A 21064-nucleotide genomic window follows, 5' to 3' on the forward strand; every position below is an offset into this window, starting at 1 on the left:
CTGGGGCTGTTTGACGGGCTGGGCACCTTCTGGCAGGCCGCCGCAGAAAAAGCCCTCAGCTCCGTCATCGTCGAAACCACCGCTGGCGTCGTCTCCGGTGACCTTGATATCGGAAACATTCTTGAGGGTGCAGCCTTCGCAGGCGTCACCGCAGGGCTGACGGCACAGTTCAACCTTGGGGCGCTGACGGGGGCGTCGAAGGTCAGCCTCGCGGGCATCCCGTTGCGCGGTGATCAGGTGGTTGCGGCCCTGTCCCCCGCTGCCCTGCTTGACGGGTTCGGGGATGCGGTGCTGCGCGCGGGCCTCACCACAGCCGTGCATGGCGGGCGTTTTGAGGATGCGCTGAAGGGAGAATTGCAGACCTTCGCCCTGTCGCAGGCACTGGCCTACTCCCAATTCCAGGTGGGCGAGAGGGGGCTGGCCGAGGGTTCTGCCGGGCATGCGGTCCTGCACGGGCTGGTCGGGTGTGCCTTCGCCGAAGCCTCCGGCGGCGACTGCCGGGCAGGCCTCGCCGCCGGGGTGGCGCAGAGCGTCTTTGCAGGGACGCTGGACCCCGATGCCCCGGGCTTCGATGCGCAAAAGGCACTGAACCGGGCCGAACTGATCGGGGCCTTTGCAGGCTACCTGTTCTCTGGCGGCAAGGGCGAAAACGTCTCCGCCGGGTCCTCCACCGCGCGTTCGGGGCTGGAGCATAATTATCTGACGCATGCCGATCTGGCGAACCTGAAACGGGAACTGGCAGAATGTGCCGCCTCTCCCGATGGCTGTGATGAAGAGGCGATTATCGCAAAGTACCGCCGCATCTCTCACCAGAATGACATTGATCTGATTAACCAGTGTCGCGCCAATTTGGATTGTATCAACAGCCGCCTTTCCGAAGTGTCTGCCGGCAGTGCCGAATGGGATGATGTGATCGGTGACCATTGGGGCGTTTATTCGGAACTTTCGGGCTATATCGGTCCGGATGACGTGGTTGGCGAGCACATCCGGAAGGTTCTCCATGGCGAACAGATTTATCTGACCCCGGAGGCGCATCTCTGCGGCGGTGTTTCCAGTCCTGAATGTGATGCGATCATGCAGCAAGATATGCTCGCGAGCCTACCCTATAAACTGGCCGTGATTGGAGGTGTCGTTACCATCGTCCTTGCGCCGGAAGCGCTTGCAGCTCTTGCGTCTGCAGGCGAGGTTGCCGGCACGGCCACGACCGGCGTTTATGTGTACTGCACAGCAGGCGGTATCTGCACGCAGCTGGTGACGGCCGCAGCGGTCGTCGGCACTGTGGGATGCGGTACGGAAATGGCCTCGGGTGACCCAAGTTGTGCCGGAGCGATGGCCTCGATGCCCGGCGGTGCCATGGCCGCAGCTGACGATCTCCTGGCATTGACCCGATTGGGCCGGGGGGCTGCGAATAGGTTCTTGGCTCCAAATAGAACAGTGGCGAACGCTGATGACCTTGCGGATATTAGAACCCAGCATGGCTTGTCAGGTAGAGATACAGTAGCCGCTGCTAGGACTGATATTCCCGGTATTCAGGGACAAACATTTGAGGGATTGTCTCCGGCACTCCGTCGAGAAGGTGGTTTGCAATCGCTCGATGATCTCTACGGAGCCAATCGTCCTATCAAATCACCCAATCCAAACCCGATTGCATCAAGGCATGCTGAAGAAGATATCTTTAACGGTATTGCGCAGCAAATTGATAATTCAGGTCTGACAGCGGCGCAGCTCAATGGGCGTACTGTGAATGTCCACATTTCGAATGCTGGGGGTGTTTGTAACGTTTGTTATCAAGGCCTTGGTAATTCGACGGCGACACCTGGCGTTATCCGTCAGTTCAGTGAACGTTATCCGGGCTTGAACATCCGTATTACGGCTGAAGGAGGAACGGTTCGTCCGGGCGTGGATTCCATTACGGTGCGTGGGGGACAGATTGTTGACTGACTGGAGCACTTTCCTTGAGAAATCAGAATCCGCCCAAGCTCGGTTCTTGTTGGATACGGCAATGACAGCGTGGGACGCACAGCACCATCCTGACGAGATAGGGAGCGAGGTAGGTGGCTATCTAAAGTTGGGGTATGATGTTCTTGATGGTCAGCACGAAAAGTTGCCCCAACTTATTTGCTTTATTGAAGACCCTGAAATGAAGCACGATTTTGGTGCAATTTTTGAACGTATTAAGCACGATGAAAAGGCTTCTGCGGCTTTGGACTTGGCAAGTTATGCCTGTGGCTTTGTATCAAGATTGGTTGCTACCGCTACAGGATATGGCCCGCTGCCTGACCCTATCCTTGAGTCTCAGCCAGATATTTATGAATATTATCAAGAACGAGCGAGCTTCTTAGGGATTTGATCCTCACTCCGCCGGTTCCTCTGGCCGATATTCTGTCATAGCGATTGCGCAGTAATGCGCGCCGTTCTGATCTTGCACGATTGACGCGCCGGCTCTGCCACACCAGTAAGCGTCATCGTCTGACTGGATGAGGCGAATGGCATCGGCAAAGTTTGCGGTGTTGAGGTTTTGTTTTGTGAAGAAGACAGCCCCTGCGCCTGCGAGAGCTGCGCTGATCAGCATCGCAGTGGCGAGCGTAGCCCAATCCCATTTTGAGCGCTGGTCTCGATCTTCCAGTCGTTCAGCGATGTTTGCGAGGGTGCGGCTTTCCATATCGAGTTTGTCGGCTTTGGTGGTGATCTCTTTTGCAGCAGTGATGGTCTGTTGCGCGGCATTGAGATTGTGTTTTGCGCTGTCGGAATTTGCTTCGATGGCGCGGACAAAGTTCTGTGCGACTGGCCCCATGAAGTGGTCGATATTATCGGCGACATGGCTTCCCAGTTGTTCAGGGTCGAGGGCGCGTCTTGTTGTATCGATTGAGGCTTTGAGGTCTTTGATGTCGGCGGCGTATTGAGTGCGTTGCGCGATGACATCGGAGATCATGACCTTGGATTGACGCGTCTCATCGACGAGGGCGGCAAGGACGTCTGTGATCTTGTCGAGCTGTGCCTTGTCGGCGGGGGAGGTGGTATTGTCACTCATTACGGAAACCTGTCTTTGTATTACTGTTGTTTTAGCCGCTGATCTCACCGTCGTCTGACCTGCCCGCGATCTGGCGCAGTTCATCCAATACCGGCTTGAGGTCGCGTTGTTCGGCGTCTCTGAGGGTTGCCTGATCGAGGAGCTCCAAGACAGCCTGCGCGTTCTCTGCACCCATCCGCCCGACAGAAAGCAACACGGTCCCCAGCACAATATGCCGCCGAGCTTCCGCTTTCTTCTGTCGGGCCTTCAATCTTGAGAGGCGGTCATTTGCTTGTGCGATTTGCTGTTCGATGGTGCGTTTGGTCATGGGATTGATATTTAGAGGAGAGGTTTGCCAGTATCAATGATGTTTGCGCCTGTGATTGGTGTTATTATAGTCTTAAATGTCCACTTATACATTGCTATCGCAATGTGTGGCCTCTATCGGGGTAAAACCCCAGCTGAGAGCTTCCCGTTGCGCCCGTGGCGCAAGATGAGGTTCCGGCCTCAAACTCCGGTCAAAGGAGTGCCTTTGAAATCCCATGGTGCGGGGTCCGCACCAGCCCTTTGATGACCTCTTGGCCTTGTAGGGGGCCGAGATCACCAAAGGGCAAACGCATCGAACGTTGTCGCATTGGCGGCTAAAGGAAGGAGCAAACCCGATGGCGATGTACCGTCTGAGCGCATCTGTTTTGTCCCGCTCACAAGGGCGCAGCTCTGTGGCTGCTGCTGCGTATCGGGCTGGCGAGAAGCTCCAGAATGTGCGCGATGGGATGGAGCATGATTACTCCAAGCGCGTGGGTGTGGTGTCAGCAGAGGTGATGCTGCCGGCAGGTGCGCCGGCCTATCTGGCCGACCGCGAGGTCCTGTGGAACACGGTAGAGGCAGCGGAGAAACGCCGCGACGCACAGGTGGCGCGGGAGGTGCAACTGGCGCTGCCGCATGAGCTGAGCGCAGGCCAGCGTGAAACCTTGGTACGCGGGTTCGTGCAGGCTCAGTTTGTGGGCCGGGGCATGGTGGCCGATGTGGCGATCCATGCCCCCGGCGTGAAAGGTGATACCCGCAATCACCATGCCCATGTGCTGCTGACCACGCGGGCAGTCAGCCCTGACGGGTTTGAGGGCAAGAACCGGGATTGGAACGCGAAGGAGCTGCTGACAAGCTGGCGGGAGGAGTGGGCCGATGAGGTGAACGCGGCGCTGGAGCGGTATGACATTGCGGAGCGCGTAGATCACCGTAGCCTTGAGGATCAGCGGGCGGATCATCTGGAGCGCAGCCAGGACGCGCTTGAGGCTGGCGAGGTGGAACGAGCGTCCGAGCATACGGTTGAGGCGGAGGCGCTGGACCGGGAGCCGCGCATTTACATGAAGCGGGAAGATTACCAGCGGGCGATCAAAGACCCCGGCAGCTATGCGGGTCAGTTGTTGCAGCAGTCCTATGACATGATTGGCCGGGCGCAGGCACGGGCAGAAACCCTGATGCGTGATTTTAAGGAGATGCTGGATCGGTCCATTGATCGTTTGGATGATTTGTTGTCGTCTTTGCGGGGGGAGGGGCGTCCGGCTTATGCAGCTGGATTGTCACCTGATCAGGTGCAGGGTGAGAGCAAACAGGATCATTCCATGTCAGAGCATCGTTCTGAGCGCAGCAGCACGGATGATCTGGACGCAGCCCTGAATGCGCTCAAGGCGGAACCTGATCCGGAGGCCAGTGCGGAGCGGGCGCGTCAGGCTCTAGCTGAGGAAGAACAGCGCCGGGCTGATCTGGGGAAAGCGCGCGAAATCGAGGCTGTGCAGGAGCGTGAGCGGCAGGTGCAGATCAAGACTGTTGAACGCGAGGAGCCGGATCACAGCGTCAGCCGTGATCGAGATGACGGCATGGACTACGGGCGTTAGCAGGTGGGGTGTCTACTCAGCGGCTGGTTTGTGGCGGTTTGCACCGAGGGAATGGGCAAGCGTCATAGTCTGGTGTTTGACAACCAAAGAGTCGATCAGATTGGAAATGGTCAGTTGATCCACATCCGGCAACTTACTTAGAGCTTCAAATTGCAGTAGCAAATCATTTTTGGGTGCACGCTCATGCGCATCAAAGATCAGTTCGTCAGTTGTAACTGAGAAGGCGAGAGCGATCTTCTTGATAACCTCTGCTGACGGCACAGATCGTCCAGCCTCATACGCTTTGACAGAATTGATGTGCAGGCCAGTGATGTCTGCCATCTGTTCTTGCGTAAACCCGCGAGATTTACGGAGTTGAAGGAGGTTTTTGTCCAGCGGCATGAGTGACCCATTTTGAAGAAATGCTTTCCCCATGTGTAACCTCCGGTTTTTGCTTCATTGATTGGTTGCACTTTATAGCATTCTTAAATTATACAGTATAGTGTACTTGACAGGTTTTTAGAGAACCAACTGAACGGAACACTATGCCACGTATCGCAGAATCTGAAATCGACCGCCTTAAATCCGATATCTCGCTTCTGGAGTGGGTGCGCTCGGAGGGTTTGGAGCCAAGCAAGCGGGGCAAGGACTGGGTTGTGCTGTGCCCGTTCCATGAGGAGGACACGGCGAGCTGCGTGATCACGCCAAGGAAAAACCTGTTCAACTGCTTTGGTTGCGGTGCTGGTGGCACGATTGTGGATTGGGTGATGCGGCGGCGGGGTGTGAGCTTTCCACATGCGATTGAGATATTGCGCACGGGATCAAGCGGGCCGGTGAGTGATGCGATGCATGGGGTTCAGCATATCGAGCCGATTATGCCGATGGATGTGTCGGCACAGGTGGCGCTTCGGGAGGTGATGGATTTTTACCATGATTGCCTGCACCAGACGCCGGAGGTGTTGGCCTTCTTGGAAAAACGTGGGATTGGGTCGCCTGAGCTGATCAAAGAGTTCAGGCTGGGGTACTGCAATCGGACGCTTGGCTATCGGTTGCCGTCGAAGACGACGAAGGCGGGGGTGACGATCCGGGATACGTTGCAGCAGGCGGGGATTTATCGACCCAAGTTCAAGTATGAGCATTTTGGCGGGTGTTTGGTGGTGCCGGTGATTGATCCTGATACGGGCGCAGTGCTTGAAGCCTATGGGCGCAAGATCAGGCCCAACCATAAGATCGGTAAGAACGAGATGAAGCACGGGTATTTGCCGGGGCCGCATCGGGGTGTGTGGAATGCCAAAGCGTTTGCCGCATCAGATGAGATCATTCTATGCGAAGCTTTGATTGATGCGATGACGTTCTGGGCGCATGGGTTCCGCAATGTGACGGCGATCTATGGCACATCCGGCTTCTCTGATGATTTGAAGCGGGCCTTTGAGCAGAATCGCATCAAGCGTGTGTTCCTTGCGTTTGACCGGGACGAGGCCGGGGATCGGGCGGTTGAGAAATACGCCCCATGGTTTGCGGAAGTTGGCATTGAAGTGCGGCGGGTTCTGTTCCCGAAAGGCATGGATGCGAATGACTATGCGCTGAAGGTGCAGCCTGCGGCGAAGGCGCTGGATCATTTGTTGCGCAGTGCGGAGCTGGTCAGCGAGGGGCGTGGCGATACCGGCAACGGCGATTCTGAAACCCCACCCAATGAAGAGGCAGCTAAAGAAAAAACGGGGTCTGTGGTGGCGTTGGCAGCGCATCAAGCCAAGCCCATTCTCTCTTTAGCTGCGGATGCTGACAAACGGCCCCGGTCTGAGGTGGTTCTGGAGCGGGGCGATCATGAGCTGCATCTGGGCATTGGTGACAGGTCTTACCGGGTGCGTGGTTTTGAAAAGAACCTCAGTTACGGTGCGCTGAAGGTGAACCTGATGGCGCGGTGTTCCGACCTGTTCCATGTGGACACGCTGGACCTGTACCAAGCGCGGCAGCGGGCGGCGTTTGTGCATCAGGCGTCGGTTGAGCTTGGTCAGGCGGATGAGCGGATCAAGCGGGATCTGGGTCAGATCCTGTTGAAGCTGGAGGCGTTGCAGGCCGATCAGATCCGCAAGGCACTGGAGGTGGTGGAGCCGGAGGCAGACGAGGATGCGGAACTGCGCAAGGCGGCGCTCGCGTGGCTGAAATCTCCGGACCTCATAGACAATATCCTTGCTGACTTTGGGCGGCTTGGTGTTGTTGGCGAGGATACCAATGTGCTGACGGGGTATCTGGCGGCGGTGTCGCGCAAGCTGGACAAGCCTTTGGCGGTGATTATCCAGTCGAGTTCTGCGGCGGGCAAGTCTGCGTTGATGGAGGCGGTTTTGACGCTGATGCCCGAGGATGAGCGGGTGCAATACTCGGCGCTGACGGGGCAGAGCCTGTTTTACATGGGCGAAACCAACCTCAAGCATAAGATACTGGCGATTGCGGAAGAGGAGGGAGCCAGCAATGCGTCCTATGCCCTCAAGCTGTTGCAGTCTGAGGGGGTGATTACGATTGCCTCGACGGGCAAGGATGATGCGACGGGTCAGTTGGTGACCAAGGAATACCGGGTGGAAGGCCCGGTGATGCTGTTCCTGACAACGACGGCGATCGACATCGATGAGGAACTTTTGAATCGCTGCATGGTGCTGACGGTGAATGAGAGCCGGGATCAGACGCGGGCGATTCATGTGATGCAGCGCCAGCGCCAGACCTTGGAGGGGTTGCTAGCGGAGGTGGACCGGGGGGCAGTGACGGGCTTGCACCGGGCGGCGCAGCGGTTGCTGCGGCCCCTGAAGGTGGTCAATCCTTATGCCGCTGACTTGTCCTTTGCGGATGGTCAGACGCGCACCCGGCGCGATCATATGAAATACCTCGGTCTGATCAGTTCGATTGCGCTGTTGCATCAATACAGCCGCGAGGTGAAGCGAGTGGAGCATGGGGCCCGTGTCATTGAATATGTCGAGGTTTGGCCGAAGGATATCGAGCTTGCCAACAAGCTGTCCTCGGTGGTGTTGGGGCGGACGTTGGACGAGCTGCCGCCACAGACGCGCAAACTGCTCATTGCGCTTCAGGACTGGGTCAGGGGGCGGGCGGACACCGAGGACGTGCCGGTCAGAGATATCCGGTTCCGACGGCGGGAAGCACGGGAGGCGCTTGGCTGGACGGATACGATGTTGAAAATCCATCTCGGTAGGCTGGCGGAGCTGGAATATCTGCTGGTGCATCGCTCGGCTGTTCGGGGCGGTATGTCCTTTGAGTATGAGCTGGCCTGTGACGGGTCCGAGTTGGGTGGTCTTGGCTTAAAATCCCCGTTTGTTGCTGATGCCCCGGCTTAAGTGGTCACAAAACCCCCAAGTGGTCACGGATTTGGGGAAGTGGTCGGTAAGTGGTCATGAAACTGCTGACCGCTTGAATGATTTGAAATCAATGTGTTGTGGTGAAAAGGGCGAAGTGGTCCTGAATTTTGAAAGTGCGTATTGGATGCTAAAACAAGGTCGCGCCTGCGTTCTTTATATCTTCTCTTTAGTAGCTTCTCTTTTAGTTGCTTCTGAAGATAAAACCCCATCCACATTGGGCTGTTGCGTTTTGCGTCACATGCAGCGCGGGGTTGCAGGCGAGGTGACGGCGGCTCTGGTATTGGCGATGCGCGCACCTGTGGCCCTTTCTTTTTTAGCTGTGAAGAGCGGAGGGTGCTCGCTCCCGACTGAGCCATTGAGGCTCCGGCGCGGTAGCGCCGTCCTCGCGGAGGCGTTGGCACAGCCAACTGCCGTGAGCGCAAAACGTGGGTAAGAAGGGCCAGCATACGCCGCTGGCTCCGATTGGCGATCCTTCGGACAGCAACACGCTTTACAACTGGATGCGTCGGTTCCGGGTGCATCAGTTGGAAAAGCATTACAGCCCGCGCACGGTGGCGAACCGTGAGACCTATCTGCGCTATTTTGTGGCGTGGGCGGATGAGCGCGGCCTGAAATACCCCCAAGAGATCACCAAGCCCATTCTGGAGGCGTATCAGCGGTATTTGTTCCATCACCGCAAGGCCAATGGTCAGCCCTTGTCAGTGCGCAGCCAGCATGGGCGGATCATTCCGATCCGGGCGATGTTCTCTTGGCTGGTGAAGAACAATCACCTTCTGAGCAATCCGGCATCCGATCTGGAATTGCCGCGGCTGGATAAGCGCCTGCCCAAGGCGATCCTGAGCCAGTCCGAGGTTGAAGCCATCCTGAACGGCATTGATGTATCCGAGCCAATGGGCGTTCGGGACCGGGCCATTCTGGAGGTGCTTTACAGCACGGGGATGCGGCGCATGGAGGTGATTGCGCTGAGATGGGATGACTTTGACATCGAGCGTGGCACGATCTTTATCCGCGAAGGTAAGGGCAAGGTGGACCGGATGGTGCCGATAGGTGCGCGCGCGTTGCTCTGGTGCGAAAAGTATCTGCATGAGGTGCGGCCCCAGTTCGATCTGACTGGCCATGATCCTGCTTTCTTTTTAACCAGTCTTGGCGAAGCCTTTACGCCCAACCGCATGACGCAGCTTGTGCGCAACCACATCCAAGCGGCCGAGATTGGCAAATCCGGTTCCTGTCACCTGTTCCGCCATAGCTGCGCCACACTGATGTTGGAGAACGGCGCCGACATCCGCTACATTCAGCAGCTCCTCGGCCACGCCAAGCTGGATACCACCCAGATTTACACGCAGGTCAGTATCCGCCAGCTCAAGCAGGTCCATACGCTGACCCACCCCGCGAAAATGGGCGGAGATAATGAAAACAGCGACGTGCTGGAAACCGGGGATTGATCCAAAGCGCTATGCGCATATATAATGCGCATGAAGGAGATGCCGACATGCAGACACAATCTGTTCCAAAGAAACCGACGAATCTGACGCTGGATCAGGGGCTTTTGTCTGAGGCCCGGTCGTTTGGTGTGAACCTCTCGCAGGCCGCAGAGGCGGGTTTGCGCCTTGCGGTCAAGGATGCGAGAGCCGCAGCATGGAAACGTGACAACGCCAAGGCGCTTGAGGCTTCAAACCGTTGGGTTGAGGAAAACGGCCTACCTTTAGAGAAATACCGGCCCTTCTGATGGCAAGGTATGATGTTTTTGCCAGCCCGGACAGTGCGGGCTATCTGCTCGATGTGCAGGCCAATCTTCTGGAGAGCTTGAACACACGGCTTGTGGTGCCACTGATACCAGCCAGCGCTGCCCCGGTTCCGGCCAAACGATTGAACCCCACCTTTGATATCCAATCCGAGCGATATGTGATGGTCACACAGTTCCTGTCAGCGGTTCCAGCGTCGATCTTGAAAATGCCCGTTGCCAGCCTCGTGCAGCACGACACAGAGATCACTGGTGCGCTCGACATGGCGCTGACCGGCGTTTGATCCTGCATTCTTCTTTAGCTGCCAGACCCTTACGGCTTCCCAAGCGCAGCACATCCGGGCTATGACTGAGCTATGACCCATCGGCTTCACACCCTCTTGGCTGGCCTTCTGGCTTTGCTGACGGCGGCGCTTCTGGCGCTTGCGCCCGCGAGCGCAAACCCCGCGTCGGGGGGATATCAGCTTTTTGAGCCGGTCGCCTTGGAGCATCAACATGCTATCCAATTGGCATCATTGGAGAATTTTGCCCCGTCTCCGGAAACCGCGTCGGAGTGTTGTAATGCTCCAAATAGAACAGTGGCGAACGCTGATGACCTTGCGGATATTAGAACCCAGCATGGCTTGTCAGGTAGAGATACAGTAGCCGCTGCTAGGACTGATATTCCCGGTATTCAGGGACAAACATTTGAGGGATTGTCTCCGGCACTCCGTCGAGAAGGTGGTTTGCAATCGCTCGATGATCTCTACGGAGCCAATCGTCCTATCAAATCACCCAATCCAAACCCGATTGCATCAAGGCATGCTGAAGAAGATATCTTTAACGGTATTGCGCAGCAAATTGATAATTCAGGTCTGACAGCGGCGCAGCTCAATGGGCGTACTGTGAATGTCCACATTTCGAATGCTGGGGGTGTTTGTAACGTTTGTTATCAAGGCCTTGGTAATTCGACGGCGACACCTGGCGTTATCCGTCAGTTCAGTGAACGTTATCCGGGCTTGAACATCCGTATTACGGCTGAAGGAGGAACGGTTCGTCCGGGCGTGGATTCCATTACGGTGCGTGGGGGACAGATTGTTGACTGACTGGAGCACTTTCCTTGAGAAATCAGAATCCGCCCAAGCTCGGTTCTTGTTGGATACGGCAATGACAGCGTGGGACGCACAGCACCATCCTGACGAGATAGGGAGCGAGGTAGGTGGCTATCTAAAGTTGGGGTATGATGTTCTTGATGGTCAGCACGAAAAGTTGCCCCAACTTATTTGCTTTATTGAAGACCCTGAAATGAAGCACGATTTTGGTGCAATTTTTGAACGTATTAAGCACGATGAAAAGGCTTCTGCGGCTTTGGACTTGGCAAGTTATGCCTGTGGCTTTGTATCAAGATTGGTTGCTACCGCTACAGGATATGGCCCGCTGCCTGACCCTATCCTTGAGTCTCAGCCAGATATTTATGAATATTATCAAGAACGAGCGAGCTTCTTAGGGATTTGATCCTCACTCCGCCGGTTCCTCTGGCCGATATTCTGTCATAGCGATTGCGCAGTAATGCGCGCCGTTCTGATCTTGCACGATTGACGCGCCGGCTCTGCCACACCAGTAAGCGTCATCGTCTGACTGGATGAGGCGAATGGCATCGGCAAAGTTTGCGGTGTTGAGGTTTTGTTTTGTGAAGAAGACAGCCCCTGCGCCTGCGAGAGCTGCGCTGATCAGCATCGCAGTGGCGAGCGTAGCCCAATCCCATTTTGAGCGCTGGTCTCGATCTTCCAGTCGTTCAGCGATGTTTGCGAGGGTGCGGCTTTCCATATCGAGTTTGTCGGCTTTGGTGGTGATCTCTTTTGCAGCAGTGATGGTCTGTTGCGCGGCATTGAGATTGTGTTTTGCGCTGTCGGAATTTGCTTCGATGGCGCGGACAAAGTTCTGTGCGACTGGCCCCATGAAGTGGTCGATATTATCGGCGACATGGCTTCCCAGTTGTTCAGGGTCGAGGGCGCGTCTTGTTGTATCGATTGAGGCTTTGAGGTCTTTGATGTCGGCGGCGTATTGAGTGCGTTGCGCGATGACATCGGAGATCATGACCTTGGATTGACGCGTCTCATCGACGAGGGCGGCAAGGACGTCTGTGATCTTGTCGAGCTGTGCCTTGTCGGCGGGGGAGGTGGTATTGTCACTCATTACGGAAACCTGTCTTTGTATTACTGTTGTTTTAGCCGCTGATCTCACCGTCGTCTGACCTGCCCGCGATCTGGCGCAGTTCATCCAATACCGGCTTGAGGTCGCGTTGTTCGGCGTCTCTGAGGGTTGCCTGATCGAGGAGCTCCAAGACAGCCTGCGCGTTCTCTGCACCCATCCGCCCGACAGAAAGCAACACGGTCCCCAGCACAATATGCCGCCGAGCTTCCGCTTTCTTCTGTCGGGCCTTCAATCTTGAGAGGCGGTCATTTGCTTGTGCGATTTGCTGTTCGATGGTGCGTTTGGTCATGGGATTGATATTTAGAGGAGAGGTTTGCCAGTATCAATGATGTTTGCGCCTGTGATTGGTGTTATTATAGTCTTAAATGTCCACTTATACATTGCTATCGCAATGTGTGGCCTCTATCGGGGTAAAACCCCAGCTGAGAGCTTCCCGTTGCGCCCGTGGCGCAAGATGAGGTTCCGGCCTCAAACTCCGGTCAAAGGAGTGCCTTTGAAATCCCATGGTGCGGGGTCCGCACCAGCCCTTTGATGACCTCTTGGCCTTGTAGGGGGCCGAGATCACCAAAGGGCAAACGCATCGAACGTTGTCGCATTGGCGGCTAAAGGAAGGAGCAAACCCGATGGCGATGTACCGTCTGAGCGCATCTGTTTTGTCCCGCTCACAAGGGCGCAGCTCTGTGGCTGCTGCTGCGTATCGGGCTGGCGAGAAGCTCCAGAATGTGCGCGATGGGATGGAGCATGATTACTCCAAGCGCGTGGGTGTGGTGTCAGCAGAGGTGATGCTGCCGGCAGGTGCGCCGGCCTATCTGGCCGACCGCGAGGTCCTGTGGAACACGGTAGAGGCAGCGGAGAAACGCCGCGACGCACAGGTGGCGCGGGAGGTGCAACTGGCGCTGCCGCATGAGCTGAGCGCAGGCCAGCGTGAAACCTTGGTACGCGGGTTCGTGCAGGCTCAGTTTGTGGGCCGGGGCATGGTGGCCGATGTGGCGATCCATGCCCCCGGCGTGAAAGGTGATACCCGCAATCACCATGCCCATGTGCTGCTGACCACGCGGGCAGTCAGCCCTGACGGGTTTGAGGGCAAGAACCGGGATTGGAACGCGAAGGAGCTGCTGACAAGCTGGCGGGAGGAGTGGGCCGATGAGGTGAACGCGGCGCTGGAGCGGTATGACATTGCGGAGCGCGTAGATCACCGTAGCCTTGAGGATCAGCGGGCGGATCATCTGGAGCGCAGCCAGGACGCGCTTGAGGCTGGCGAGGTGGAACGAGCGTCCGAGCATACGGTTGAGGCGGAGGCGCTGGACCGGGAGCCGCGCATTTACATGAAGCGGGAAGATTACCAGCGGGCGATCAAAGACCCCGGCAGCTATGCGGGTCAGTTGTTGCAGCAGTCCTATGACATGATTGGCCGGGCGCAGGCACGGGCAGAAACCCTGATGCGTGATTTTAAGGAGATGCTGGATCGGTCCATTGATCGTTTGGATGATTTGTTGTCGTCTTTGCGGGGGGAGGGGCGTCCGGCTTATGCAGCTGGATTGTCACCTGATCAGGTGCAGGGTGAGAGCAAACAGGATCATTCCATGTCAGAGCATCGTTCTGAGCGCAGCAGCACGGATGATCTGGACGCAGCCCTGAATGCGCTCAAGGCGGAACCTGATCCGGAGGCCAGTGCGGAGCGGGCGCGTCAGGCTCTAGCTGAGGAAGAACAGCGCCGGGCTGATCTGGGGAAAGCGCGCGAAATCGAGGCTGTGCAGGAGCGTGAGCGGCAGGTGCAGATCAAGACTGTTGAACGCGAGGAGCCGGATCACAGCGTCAGCCGTGATCGAGATGACGGCATGGACTACGGGCGTTAGCAGGTGGGGTGTCTACTCAGCGGCTGGTTTGTGGCGGTTTGCACCGAGGGAATGGGCAAGCGTCATAGTCTGGTGTTTGACAACCAAAGAGTCGATCAGATTGGAAATGGTCAGTTGATCCACATCCGGCAACTTACTTAGAGCTTCAAATTGCAGTAGCAAATCATTTTTGGGTGCACGCTCATGCGCATCAAAGATCAGTTCGTCAGTTGTAACTGAGAAGGCGAGAGCGATCTTCTTGATAACCTCTGCTGACGGCACAGATCGTCCAGCCTCATACGCTTTGACAGAATTGATGTGCAGGCCAGTGATGTCTGCCATCTGTTCTTGCGTAAACCCGCGAGATTTACGGAGTTGAAGGAGGTTTTTGTCCAGCGGCATGAGTGACCCATTTTGAAGAAATGCTTTCCCCATGTGTAACCTCCGGTTTTTGCTTCATTGATTGGTTGCACTTTATAGCATTCTTAAATTATACAGTATAGTGTACTTGACAGGTTTTTAGAGAACCAACTGAACGGAACACTATGCCACGTATCGCAGAATCTGAAATCGACCGCCTTAAATCCGATATCTCGCTTCTGGAGTGGGTGCGCTCGGAGGGTTTGGAGCCAAGCAAGCGGGGCAAGGACTGGGTTGTGCTGTGCCCGTTCCATGAGGAGGACACGGCGAGCTGCGTGATCACGCCAAGGAAAAACCTGTTCAACTGCTTTGGTTGCGGTGCTGGTGGCACGATTGTGGATTGGGTGATGCGGCGGCGGGGTGTGAGCTTTCCACATGCGATTGAGATATTGCGCACGGGATCAAGCGGGCCGGTGAGTGATGCGATGCATGGGGTTCAGCATATCGAGCCGATTATGCCGATGGATGTGTCGGCACAGGTGGCGCTTCGGGAGGTGATGGATTTTTACCATGATTGCCTGCACCAGACGCCGGAGGTGTTGGCCTTCTTGGAAAAACGTGGGATTGGGTCGCCTGAGCTGATCAAAGAGTTCAGGCTGGGGTACTGCAATCGGACGCTTGGCTATCGGTTGCCGTCGAAGACGACGAAGGCGGGGGTGACGATCCGGGATACGTTGCAGCAGGCGGGGATTTATCGACCCAAGTTCAAGTATGAGCATTTTGGCGGGTGTTTGGTGGTGCCGGTGATTGATCCTGATACGGGCGCAGTGCTTGAAGCCTATGGGCGCAAGATCAGGCCCAACCATAAGATCGGTAAGAACGAGATGAAGCACGGGTATTTGCCGGGGCCGCATCGGGGTGTGTGGAATGCCAAAGCGTTTGCCGCATCAGATGAGATCATTCTATGCGAAGCTTTGATTGATGCGATGACGTTCTGGGCGCATGGGTTCCGCAATGTGACGGCGATCTATGGCACATCCGGCTTCTCTGATGATTTGAAGCGGGCCTTTGAGCAGAATCGCATCAAGCGTGTGTTCCTTGCGTTTGACCGGGACGAGGCCGGGGATCGGGCGGTTGAGAAATACGCCCCATGGTTTGCGGAAGTTGGCATTGAAGTGCGGCGGGTTCTGTTCCCGAAAGGCATGGATGCGAATGACTATGCGCTGAAGGTGCAGCCTGCGGCGAAGGCGCTGGATCATTTGTTGCGCAGTGCGGAGCTGGTCAGCGAGGGGCGTGGCGATACCGGCAACGGCGATTCTGAAACCCCACCCAATGAAGAGGCAGCTAAAGAAAAAACGGGGTCTGTGGTGGCGTTGGCAGCGCATCAAGCCAAGCCCATTCTCTCTTTAGCTGCGGATGCTGACAAACGGCCCCGGTCTGAGGTGGTTCTGGAGCGGGGCGATCATGAGCTGCATCTGGGCATTGGTGACAGGTCTTACCGGGTGCGTGGTTTTGAAAAGAACCTCAGTTACGGTGCGCTGAAGGTGAACCTGATGGCGCGGTGTTCCGACCTGTTCCATGTGGACACGCTGGACCTGTACCAAGCGCGGCAGCGGGCGGCGTTTGTGCATCAGGCGTCGGTTGAGCTTGGTCAGGCGGATGAGCGGATCAAGCGGGATCTGGGTCAGATCCTGTTGAAGCTGGAGGCGTTGCAGGCCGATCAGATCCGCAAGGCACTGGAGGTGGTGGAGCCGGAGGCAGACGAGGATGCGGAACTGCGCAAGGCGGCGCTCGCGTGGCTGAAATCTCCGGACCTCATAGACAATATCCTTGCTGACTTTGGGCGGCTTGGTGTTGTTGGCGAGGATACCAATGTGCTGACGGGGTATCTGGCGGCGGTGTCGCGCAAGCTGGACAAGCCTTTGGCGGTGATTATCCAGTCGAGTTCTGCGGCGGGCAAGTCTGCGTTGATGGAGGCGGTTTTGACGCTGATGCCCGAGGATGAGCGGGTGCAATACTCGGCGCTGACGGGGCAGAGCCTGTTTTACATGGGCGAAACCAACCTCAAGCATAAGATACTGGCGATTGCGGAAGAGGAGGGAGCCAGCAATGCGTCCTATGCCCTCAAGCTGTTGCAGTCTGAGGGGGTGATTACGATTGCCTCGACGGGCAAGGATGATGCGACGGGTCAGTTGGTGACCAAGGAATACCGGGTGGAAGGCCCGGTGATGCTGTTCCTGACAACGACGGCGATCGACATCGATGAGGAACTTTTGAATCGCTGCATGGTGCTGACGGTGAATGAGAGCCGGGATCAGACGCGGGCGATTCATGTGATGCAGCGCCAGCGCCAGACCTTGGAGGGGTTGCTAGCGGAGGTGGACCGGGGGGCAGTGACGGGCTTGCACCGGGCGGCGCAGCGGTTGCTGCGGCCCCTGAAGGTGGTCAATCCTTATGCCGCTGACTTGTCCTTTGCGGATGGTCAGACGCGCACCCGGCGCGATCATATGAAATACCTCGGTCTGATCAGTTCGATTGCGCTGTTGCATCAATACAGCCGCGAGGTGAAGCGAGTGGAGCATGGGGCCCGTGTCATTGAATATGTCGAGGTTTGGCCGAAGGATATCGAGCTTGCCAACAAGCTGTCCTCGGTGGTGTTGGGGCGGACGTTGGACGAGCTGCCGCCACAGACGCGCAAACTGCTCATTGCGCTTCAGGACTGGGTCAGGGGGCGGGCGGACACCGAGGACGTGCCGGTCAGAGATATCCGGTTCCGACGGCGGGAAGCACGGGAGGCGCTTGGCTGGACGGATACGATGTTGAAAATCCATCTCGGTAGGCTGGCGGAGCTGGAATATCTGCTGGTGCATCGCTCGGCTGTTCGGGGCGGTATGTCCTTTGAGTATGAGCTGGCCTGTGACGGGTCCGAGTTGGGTGGTCTTGGCTTAAAATCCCCGTTTGTTGCTGATGCCCCGGCTTAAGTGGTCACAAAACCCCCAAGTGGTCACGGATTTGGGGAAGTGGTCGGTAAGTGGTCATGAAACTGCTGACCGCTTGAATGATTTGAAATCAATGTGTTGTGGTGAAAAGGGCGAAGTGGTCCTGAATTTTGAAAGTGCGTATTGGATGCTAAAACAAGGTCGCGCCTGCGTTCTTTATATCTTCTCTTTAGTAGCTTCTCTTTTAGTTGCTTCTGAAGATAAAACCCCATCCACATTGGGCTGTTGCGTTTTGCGTCACATGCAGCGCGGGGTTGCAGGCGAGGTGACGGCGGCTCTGGTATTGGCGATGCGCGCACCTGTGGCCCTTTCTTTTTTAGCTGTGAAGAGCGGAGGGTGCTCGCTCCCGACTGAGCCATTGAGGCTCCGGCGCGGTAGCGCCGTCCTCGCGGAGGCGTTGGCACAGCCAACTGCCGTGAGCGCAAAACGTGGGTAAGAAGGGCCAGCATACGCCGCTGGCTCCGATTGGCGATCCTTCGGACAGCAACACGCTTTACAACTGGATGCGTCGGTTCCGGGTGCATCAGTTGGAAAAGCATTACAGCCCGCGCACGGTGGCGAACCGTGAGACCTATCTGCGCTATTTTGTGGCGTGGGCGGATGAGCGCGGCCTGAAATACCCCCAAGAGATCACCAAGCCCATTCTGGAGGCGTATCAGCGGTATTTGTTCCATCACCGCAAGGCCAATGGTCAGCCCTTGTCAGTGCGCAGCCAGCATGGGCGGATCATTCCGATCCGGGCGATGTTCTCTTGGCTGGTGAAGAACAATCACCTTCTGAGCAATCCGGCATCCGATCTGGAATTGCCGCGGCTGGATAAGCGCCTGCCCAAGGCGATCCTGAGCCAGTCCGAGGTTGAAGCCATCCTGAACGGCATTGATGTATCCGAGCCAATGGGCGTTCGGGACCGGGCCATTCTGGAGGTGCTTTACAGCACGGGGATGCGGCGCATGGAGGTGATTGCGCTGAGATGGGATGACTTTGACATCGAGCGTGGCACGATCTTTATCCGCGAAGGTAAGGGCAAGGTGGACCGGATGGTGCCGATAGGTGCGCGCGCGTTGCTCTGGTGCGAAAAGTATCTGCATGAGGTGCGGCCCCAGTTCGATCTGACTGGCCATGATCCTGCTTTCTTTTTAACCAGTCTTGGCGAAGCCTTTACGCCCAACCGCATGACGCAGCTTGTGCGCAACCACATCCAAGCGGCCGAGATTGGCAAATCCGGTTCCTGTCACCTGTTCCGCCATAGCTGCGCCACACTGATGTTGGAGAACGGCGCCGACATCCGCTACATTCAGCAGCTCCTCGGCCACGCCAAGCTGGATACCACCCAGATTTACACGCAGGTCAGTATCCGCCAGCTCAAGCAGGTCCATACGCTGACCCACCCCGCGAAAATGGGCGGAGATAATGAAAACAGCGACGTGCTGGAAACCGGGGATTGATCCAAAGCGCTATGCGCATATATAATGCGCATGAAGGAGATGCCGACATGCAGACACAATCTGTTCCAAAGAAACCGACGAATCTGACGCTGGATCAGGGGCTTTTGTCTGAGGCCCGGTCGTTTGGTGTGAACCTCTCGCAGGCCGCAGAGGCGGGTTTGCGCCTTGCGGTCAAGGATGCGAGAGCCGCAGCATGGAAACGTGACAACGCCAAGGCGCTTGAGGCTTCAAACCGTTGGGTTGAGGAAAACGGCCTACCTTTAGAGAAATACCGGCCCTTCTGATGGCAAGGTATGATGTTTTTGCCAGCCCGGACAGTGCGGGCTATCTGCTCGATGTGCAGGCCAATCTTCTGGAGAGCTTGAACACACGGCTTGTGGTGCCACTGGTACCAGCCAGCGCTGCCCCGGTTCCGGCCAAACGATTGAACCCCACCTTTGATATCCAATCCGAGCGATATGTGATGGTCACACAGTTCCTGTCAGCGGTTCCAGCGTCGATCTTGAAAATGCCCGTTGCCAGCCTCGTGCAGCACGACACAGAGATCACTGGTGCGCTCGACATGGCGCTGACCGGCGTTTGATCCTGCATTCTTCTTTAGCTGCCAGACCCTTACGGCTTCCCAAGCGCAGCACATCCGGGCTATGACTGAGCTATGACCCATCGGCTTCACACCCTCTTGGCTGGCCTTCTGGCTTTGCTGACGGCGGCGCTTCTGGCGCTTGCGCCCGCGAGCGCAAACCCCGCGTCGGGGGGATATCAGCTTTTTGAGCCGGTCGCCTTGGAGCATCAACATGCTATCCAATTGGCATCATTGGAGAATTTTGCCCCGTCTCCGGAAACCGCGTCGGAGTGTTGTAATGCTCCAAATAGAACACTTGCGTTGCCTGCACCTGAATACAGAGCGCCGAATGGTTATGATGTGACAATCAACGCAAACGGTTCAGCGACTGTAACGGGACCAAGGGGTGCGACGTATAGCTCGACGGGCCGTTATTCAGCGGATGGCAAGCCAATCTATCGTGATACAGGCGGAAGTTATTTCACATTGGACGGTGGGCGTGTTCGAACTTCTGCACCGACTGATTATAACTCGGTTCCGATTCACCACGTTTGTACAAATAAGTGCAATATTGGCACTGGTGGTAATCCCGCGTGGACGCCGCAGTTTCAGCGGATTTTTGATAACGCTGGTCTGAATATTAACGGAGAAATCAACAAGATTGCAGTTCCGGGGCATCGTGGTCCACATCCGCAAGCATATCATCAGTATGTATTTGGTAGCTTGAACGATGCGGTTGCGGGGATACCGAGAGGCACGCCAGCGTACACTCAAGCTGTTACTAATAGCTTGAACCGGATCAAGGCGGAGGCTGTTACACCGGGCAGCCAAGTTAATCGTTGGCTAACAGGACAATAACGCTGTGAAATACTATCTGCTTCGGGATGATATGTGGCTTGACCAAAGTGCGGAGCGTTGGGTTTTTGATTGTTTCAAATATGAGACCGATAGGGCGAATTTTGAATTTGTCGATCCCCCGGTCGAATACATGGAACCATGCACTTATCCCATTGATTTGCATCGGGATGGTGTTCCAACGGACTTCAGCTTCACCATGGATTCCGGAAATATTCCGATTCTTAGCCGTACAGCTGTTGGTGCTTTGTCCGGGTTGGCTGAAGTCGATGAGCCCTATCATCATGTTGTGTTTGAACCGGTAAAAATCGAGAATAAGCAGGTTACTCAAGAGTACTTTGTGATGATCATAGAGACGCAGATTGATTGCGTGGACGAAACTAAGTCTGAGTTCCAGAAGTACGAGGTCAATGATCCTGTTCGTCCTGATCGGGCTGGTGAATATCGGTCATTCTTCAATTTGGTCGTTGATCCTTCAAAAATCGGCGATCGCCACATCTTCCGCCTCAGGAAGCATCTAGGCTCGATCATCGTCAGTGAAGAGGTTAAGCGGCGTTTTGAGGATGCTGGTGTGACGGGTGCTGTTTTTGAATCTGTGAACGGTGATGGGCAGACAGTGGCTTAGTCATTCTGCAGATCGTGTTCCTCCACCTCCTCCTGTCCACCTTGATAGGCCAGCCTTTCCACGGCTTCGGTCACGAATTCCCCTTAGGCAGCGTACCCACAAAGGGCTTTATACTCCCAATGACTTGTGATTTTTTTCGCGCCAAACAAGCGGCGGGAGTAGTCACATGGCGCGATCAGACATGAGCGATTTGGAATGGGCAT

General features: G+C 56.2%; 24 protein-coding genes. 18 read left to right on the forward strand and 6 right to left on the reverse strand.

The features are described from left to right. Together ACW9UQ_RS15680 and ACW9UQ_RS15685 are read left to right on the forward strand one after the other, a co-directional pair. Positions 1 to 1941, forward strand: a 1941-nt coding sequence (locus ACW9UQ_RS15680; protein ID WP_458931964.1) for a DUF637 domain-containing protein, incomplete at its 5' end; no start/stop codon positions are given. Next, positions 1934 to 2350, forward strand: coding sequence for a hypothetical protein (locus tag ACW9UQ_RS15685; protein ID WP_458931965.1), 417 nt, complete (start codon positions 1934 to 1936; stop codon positions 2348 to 2350). The genes ACW9UQ_RS15680 and ACW9UQ_RS15685, both read left to right, overlap by 8 nt. 3 nt (positions 2351 to 2353) lie before the next feature. Here the strand turns inward: ACW9UQ_RS15685 and ACW9UQ_RS15690 are convergent, their stop codons facing one another. Then, positions 2354 to 3079 (reverse strand): hypothetical protein, encoded by a 726-nt coding sequence (locus ACW9UQ_RS15690; RefSeq protein WP_458931966.1) that lies wholly within the window; start codon positions 3077 to 3079, stop codon positions 2354 to 2356. Continuing rightward, positions 3063 to 3338 carry a hypothetical protein gene (locus ACW9UQ_RS15695; protein WP_458931967.1) on the reverse strand — a complete coding sequence of 92 codons (276 nt, stop codon included), beginning with the start codon at positions 3336 to 3338 and terminating at the stop codon, positions 3063 to 3065. The genes ACW9UQ_RS15690 and ACW9UQ_RS15695 overlap by 17 nt, the downstream gene beginning before the upstream one ends. Positions 3339 to 3672: 334 nt before the next feature. Between ACW9UQ_RS15695 and mobQ (ACW9UQ_RS15700) the strand changes: the two genes are divergently transcribed. Next, complete coding sequence (gene mobQ, locus ACW9UQ_RS15700) at positions 3673 to 4905, forward strand: MobQ family relaxase (RefSeq protein WP_458931968.1); 1233 nt, start codon at positions 3673 to 3675, stop codon at positions 4903 to 4905. Positions 4906 to 4917: 12 nt separating this feature from the next. Here mobQ (ACW9UQ_RS15700) and ACW9UQ_RS15705 read toward each other — a convergent pair whose 3' ends face one another. Then, positions 4918 to 5319: a helix-turn-helix domain-containing protein gene (locus tag ACW9UQ_RS15705; protein ID WP_458931969.1), complete on the reverse strand. Its 402-nt coding sequence runs from the start codon at positions 5317 to 5319 to the stop codon at positions 4918 to 4920. Positions 5320 to 5429: 110 nt separating this feature from the next. Here ACW9UQ_RS15705 and ACW9UQ_RS15710 point away from each other — a divergent pair, with 110 nt between their 5' ends. The 7 genes from ACW9UQ_RS15710 to ACW9UQ_RS15740 all read left to right on the forward strand — a co-directional run bounded on the left by ACW9UQ_RS15710 (position 5430) and on the right by ACW9UQ_RS15740 (position 11481). After that, complete coding sequence (locus ACW9UQ_RS15710; protein WP_458931970.1) at positions 5430 to 8225, forward strand: CHC2 zinc finger domain-containing protein; 2796 nt, start codon at positions 5430 to 5432, stop codon at positions 8223 to 8225. Between the two features lie 73 nt (positions 8226 to 8298). Beyond that, positions 8299 to 8679 carry a hypothetical protein gene (locus ACW9UQ_RS15715; protein ID WP_458931971.1) on the forward strand — a complete coding sequence of 127 codons (381 nt, stop codon included), beginning with the start codon at positions 8299 to 8301 and terminating at the stop codon, positions 8677 to 8679. Next, the gene (gene xerC / locus ACW9UQ_RS15720) at positions 8672 to 9688 is read left to right on the forward strand and encodes a site-specific tyrosine recombinase XerC (RefSeq protein ID WP_458931972.1); all 1017 of its coding nucleotides are present in this window, start codon (positions 8672 to 8674) and stop codon (positions 9686 to 9688) included. The genes ACW9UQ_RS15715 and xerC (ACW9UQ_RS15720) overlap by 8 nt, the downstream gene beginning before the upstream one ends. A 47-nt stretch (positions 9689 to 9735) precedes the next feature. Further along, a complete protein-coding gene (locus ACW9UQ_RS15725) occupies positions 9736 to 9972 on the forward strand; it encodes a type II toxin-antitoxin system CcdA family antitoxin (protein WP_458931973.1) in 237 nt (78 codons plus the stop codon). Beyond that, positions 9972 to 10271 carry a CcdB family protein gene (locus ACW9UQ_RS15730; RefSeq protein ID WP_458931974.1) on the forward strand — a complete coding sequence of 100 codons (300 nt, stop codon included), beginning with the start codon at positions 9972 to 9974 and terminating at the stop codon, positions 10269 to 10271. Before ACW9UQ_RS15725 ends, ACW9UQ_RS15730 begins: the two co-directional genes overlap by 1 nt. A gap of 72 nt (positions 10272 to 10343) precedes the next feature. After that, positions 10344 to 11072 (forward strand): hypothetical protein, encoded by a 729-nt coding sequence (locus ACW9UQ_RS15735; RefSeq protein WP_458931975.1) that lies wholly within the window; start codon positions 10344 to 10346, stop codon positions 11070 to 11072. Further along, positions 11065 to 11481, forward strand: a complete 417-nt coding sequence (locus ACW9UQ_RS15740; protein ID WP_458931965.1) for a hypothetical protein — start codon at positions 11065 to 11067, stop codon at positions 11479 to 11481. Before ACW9UQ_RS15735 ends, ACW9UQ_RS15740 begins: the two co-directional genes overlap by 8 nt. A 3-nt stretch (positions 11482 to 11484) precedes the next feature. On the opposite strand, the gene ACW9UQ_RS15745 is transcribed toward ACW9UQ_RS15740, so the two are convergent. Together ACW9UQ_RS15745 and ACW9UQ_RS15750 are read right to left on the reverse strand one after the other, a co-directional pair. Beyond that, entirely contained in the window at positions 11485 to 12210 is a 726-nt protein-coding gene (locus tag ACW9UQ_RS15745) for a hypothetical protein (protein WP_458931966.1), read from the reverse strand. Beyond that, entirely contained in the window at positions 12194 to 12469 is a 276-nt protein-coding gene (locus ACW9UQ_RS15750) for a hypothetical protein (RefSeq protein WP_458931967.1), read from the reverse strand. Before ACW9UQ_RS15750 ends, ACW9UQ_RS15745 begins: the two co-directional genes overlap by 17 nt. 334 nt (positions 12470 to 12803) lie before the next feature. On the opposite strand from ACW9UQ_RS15750, the gene mobQ (ACW9UQ_RS15755) reads away from it, so the two are divergent. Next, entirely contained in the window at positions 12804 to 14036 is a 1233-nt protein-coding gene (gene mobQ, locus ACW9UQ_RS15755) for a MobQ family relaxase (RefSeq protein WP_458931968.1), read from the forward strand. Positions 14037 to 14048: 12 nt separating this feature from the next. Here the strand turns inward: mobQ (ACW9UQ_RS15755) and ACW9UQ_RS15760 are convergent, their stop codons facing one another. Then, the gene (locus tag ACW9UQ_RS15760; RefSeq protein WP_458931969.1) at positions 14049 to 14450 is read right to left on the reverse strand and encodes a helix-turn-helix domain-containing protein; all 402 of its coding nucleotides are present in this window, start codon (positions 14448 to 14450) and stop codon (positions 14049 to 14051) included. Positions 14451 to 14560: 110 nt separating this feature from the next. Between ACW9UQ_RS15760 and ACW9UQ_RS15765 the strand changes: the two genes are divergently transcribed. From ACW9UQ_RS15765 to ACW9UQ_RS15795, 7 genes are all read left to right on the forward strand, one after another. Continuing rightward, a complete protein-coding gene (locus ACW9UQ_RS15765) occupies positions 14561 to 17356 on the forward strand; it encodes a CHC2 zinc finger domain-containing protein (RefSeq protein ID WP_458931970.1) in 2796 nt (931 codons plus the stop codon). A gap of 73 nt (positions 17357 to 17429) precedes the next feature. Then, on the forward strand, positions 17430 to 17810 hold the full coding sequence (locus ACW9UQ_RS15770) for a hypothetical protein (protein WP_458931971.1): 381 nt from the start codon (positions 17430 to 17432) through the stop codon (positions 17808 to 17810). Beyond that, entirely contained in the window at positions 17803 to 18819 is a 1017-nt protein-coding gene (gene xerC, locus ACW9UQ_RS15775; protein ID WP_458931972.1) for a site-specific tyrosine recombinase XerC, read from the forward strand. The genes ACW9UQ_RS15770 and xerC (ACW9UQ_RS15775) overlap by 8 nt, the downstream gene beginning before the upstream one ends. A gap of 47 nt (positions 18820 to 18866) precedes the next feature. Then, entirely contained in the window at positions 18867 to 19103 is a 237-nt protein-coding gene (locus tag ACW9UQ_RS15780) for a type II toxin-antitoxin system CcdA family antitoxin (protein ID WP_458931973.1), read from the forward strand. Beyond that, complete coding sequence (locus ACW9UQ_RS15785) at positions 19103 to 19402, forward strand: CcdB family protein (protein ID WP_458931976.1); 300 nt, start codon at positions 19103 to 19105, stop codon at positions 19400 to 19402. Before ACW9UQ_RS15780 ends, ACW9UQ_RS15785 begins: the two co-directional genes overlap by 1 nt. Positions 19403 to 19474: 72 nt before the next feature. After that, the gene (locus tag ACW9UQ_RS15790) at positions 19475 to 20239 is read left to right on the forward strand and encodes an AHH domain-containing protein (RefSeq protein WP_458931977.1); all 765 of its coding nucleotides are present in this window, start codon (positions 19475 to 19477) and stop codon (positions 20237 to 20239) included. Positions 20240 to 20243: 4 nt separating this feature from the next. Next, entirely contained in the window at positions 20244 to 20861 is a 618-nt protein-coding gene (locus ACW9UQ_RS15795; protein WP_458931978.1) for an imm11 family protein, read from the forward strand. The last annotated feature ends 203 nt before the right edge of the window (positions 20862 to 21064 follow it).

This window comes from Halovulum sp. GXIMD14793, from assembly GCF_054457435.1.

What these genes read in the sequence shown, in the direction of transcription:
- ACW9UQ_RS15695 (WP_458931967.1), bottom strand. Translation starts at nt 3,338, where the DNA reads ATGACCAAACGCACCATCGAACAGCAAATCGCACAAGCAAATGACCGC.
- mobQ (WP_458931968.1), top strand. Translation starts at nt 3,673, where the DNA reads ATGGCGATGTACCGTCTGAGCGCATCTGTTTTGTCCCGCTCACAAGGG.
- ACW9UQ_RS15705 (WP_458931969.1), bottom strand. Translation starts at nt 5,319, where the DNA reads ATGGGGAAAGCATTTCTTCAAAATGGGTCACTCATGCCGCTGGACAAA.
- ACW9UQ_RS15710 (WP_458931970.1), top strand. Translation starts at nt 5,430, where the DNA reads ATGCCACGTATCGCAGAATCTGAAATCGACCGCCTTAAATCCGATATC.
- ACW9UQ_RS15725 (WP_458931973.1), top strand. Translation starts at nt 9,736, where the DNA reads ATGCAGACACAATCTGTTCCAAAGAAACCGACGAATCTGACGCTGGAT.
- ACW9UQ_RS15730 (WP_458931974.1), top strand. Translation starts at nt 9,972, where the DNA reads ATGGCAAGGTATGATGTTTTTGCCAGCCCGGACAGTGCGGGCTATCTG.
- ACW9UQ_RS15735 (WP_458931975.1), top strand. Translation starts at nt 10,344, where the DNA reads ATGACCCATCGGCTTCACACCCTCTTGGCTGGCCTTCTGGCTTTGCTG.
- ACW9UQ_RS15750 (WP_458931967.1), bottom strand. Translation starts at nt 12,469, where the DNA reads ATGACCAAACGCACCATCGAACAGCAAATCGCACAAGCAAATGACCGC.
- mobQ (WP_458931968.1), top strand. Translation starts at nt 12,804, where the DNA reads ATGGCGATGTACCGTCTGAGCGCATCTGTTTTGTCCCGCTCACAAGGG.
- ACW9UQ_RS15760 (WP_458931969.1), bottom strand. Translation starts at nt 14,450, where the DNA reads ATGGGGAAAGCATTTCTTCAAAATGGGTCACTCATGCCGCTGGACAAA.
- ACW9UQ_RS15765 (WP_458931970.1), top strand. Translation starts at nt 14,561, where the DNA reads ATGCCACGTATCGCAGAATCTGAAATCGACCGCCTTAAATCCGATATC.
- ACW9UQ_RS15780 (WP_458931973.1), top strand. Translation starts at nt 18,867, where the DNA reads ATGCAGACACAATCTGTTCCAAAGAAACCGACGAATCTGACGCTGGAT.
- ACW9UQ_RS15785 (WP_458931976.1), top strand. Translation starts at nt 19,103, where the DNA reads ATGGCAAGGTATGATGTTTTTGCCAGCCCGGACAGTGCGGGCTATCTG.
- ACW9UQ_RS15790 (WP_458931977.1), top strand. Translation starts at nt 19,475, where the DNA reads ATGACCCATCGGCTTCACACCCTCTTGGCTGGCCTTCTGGCTTTGCTG.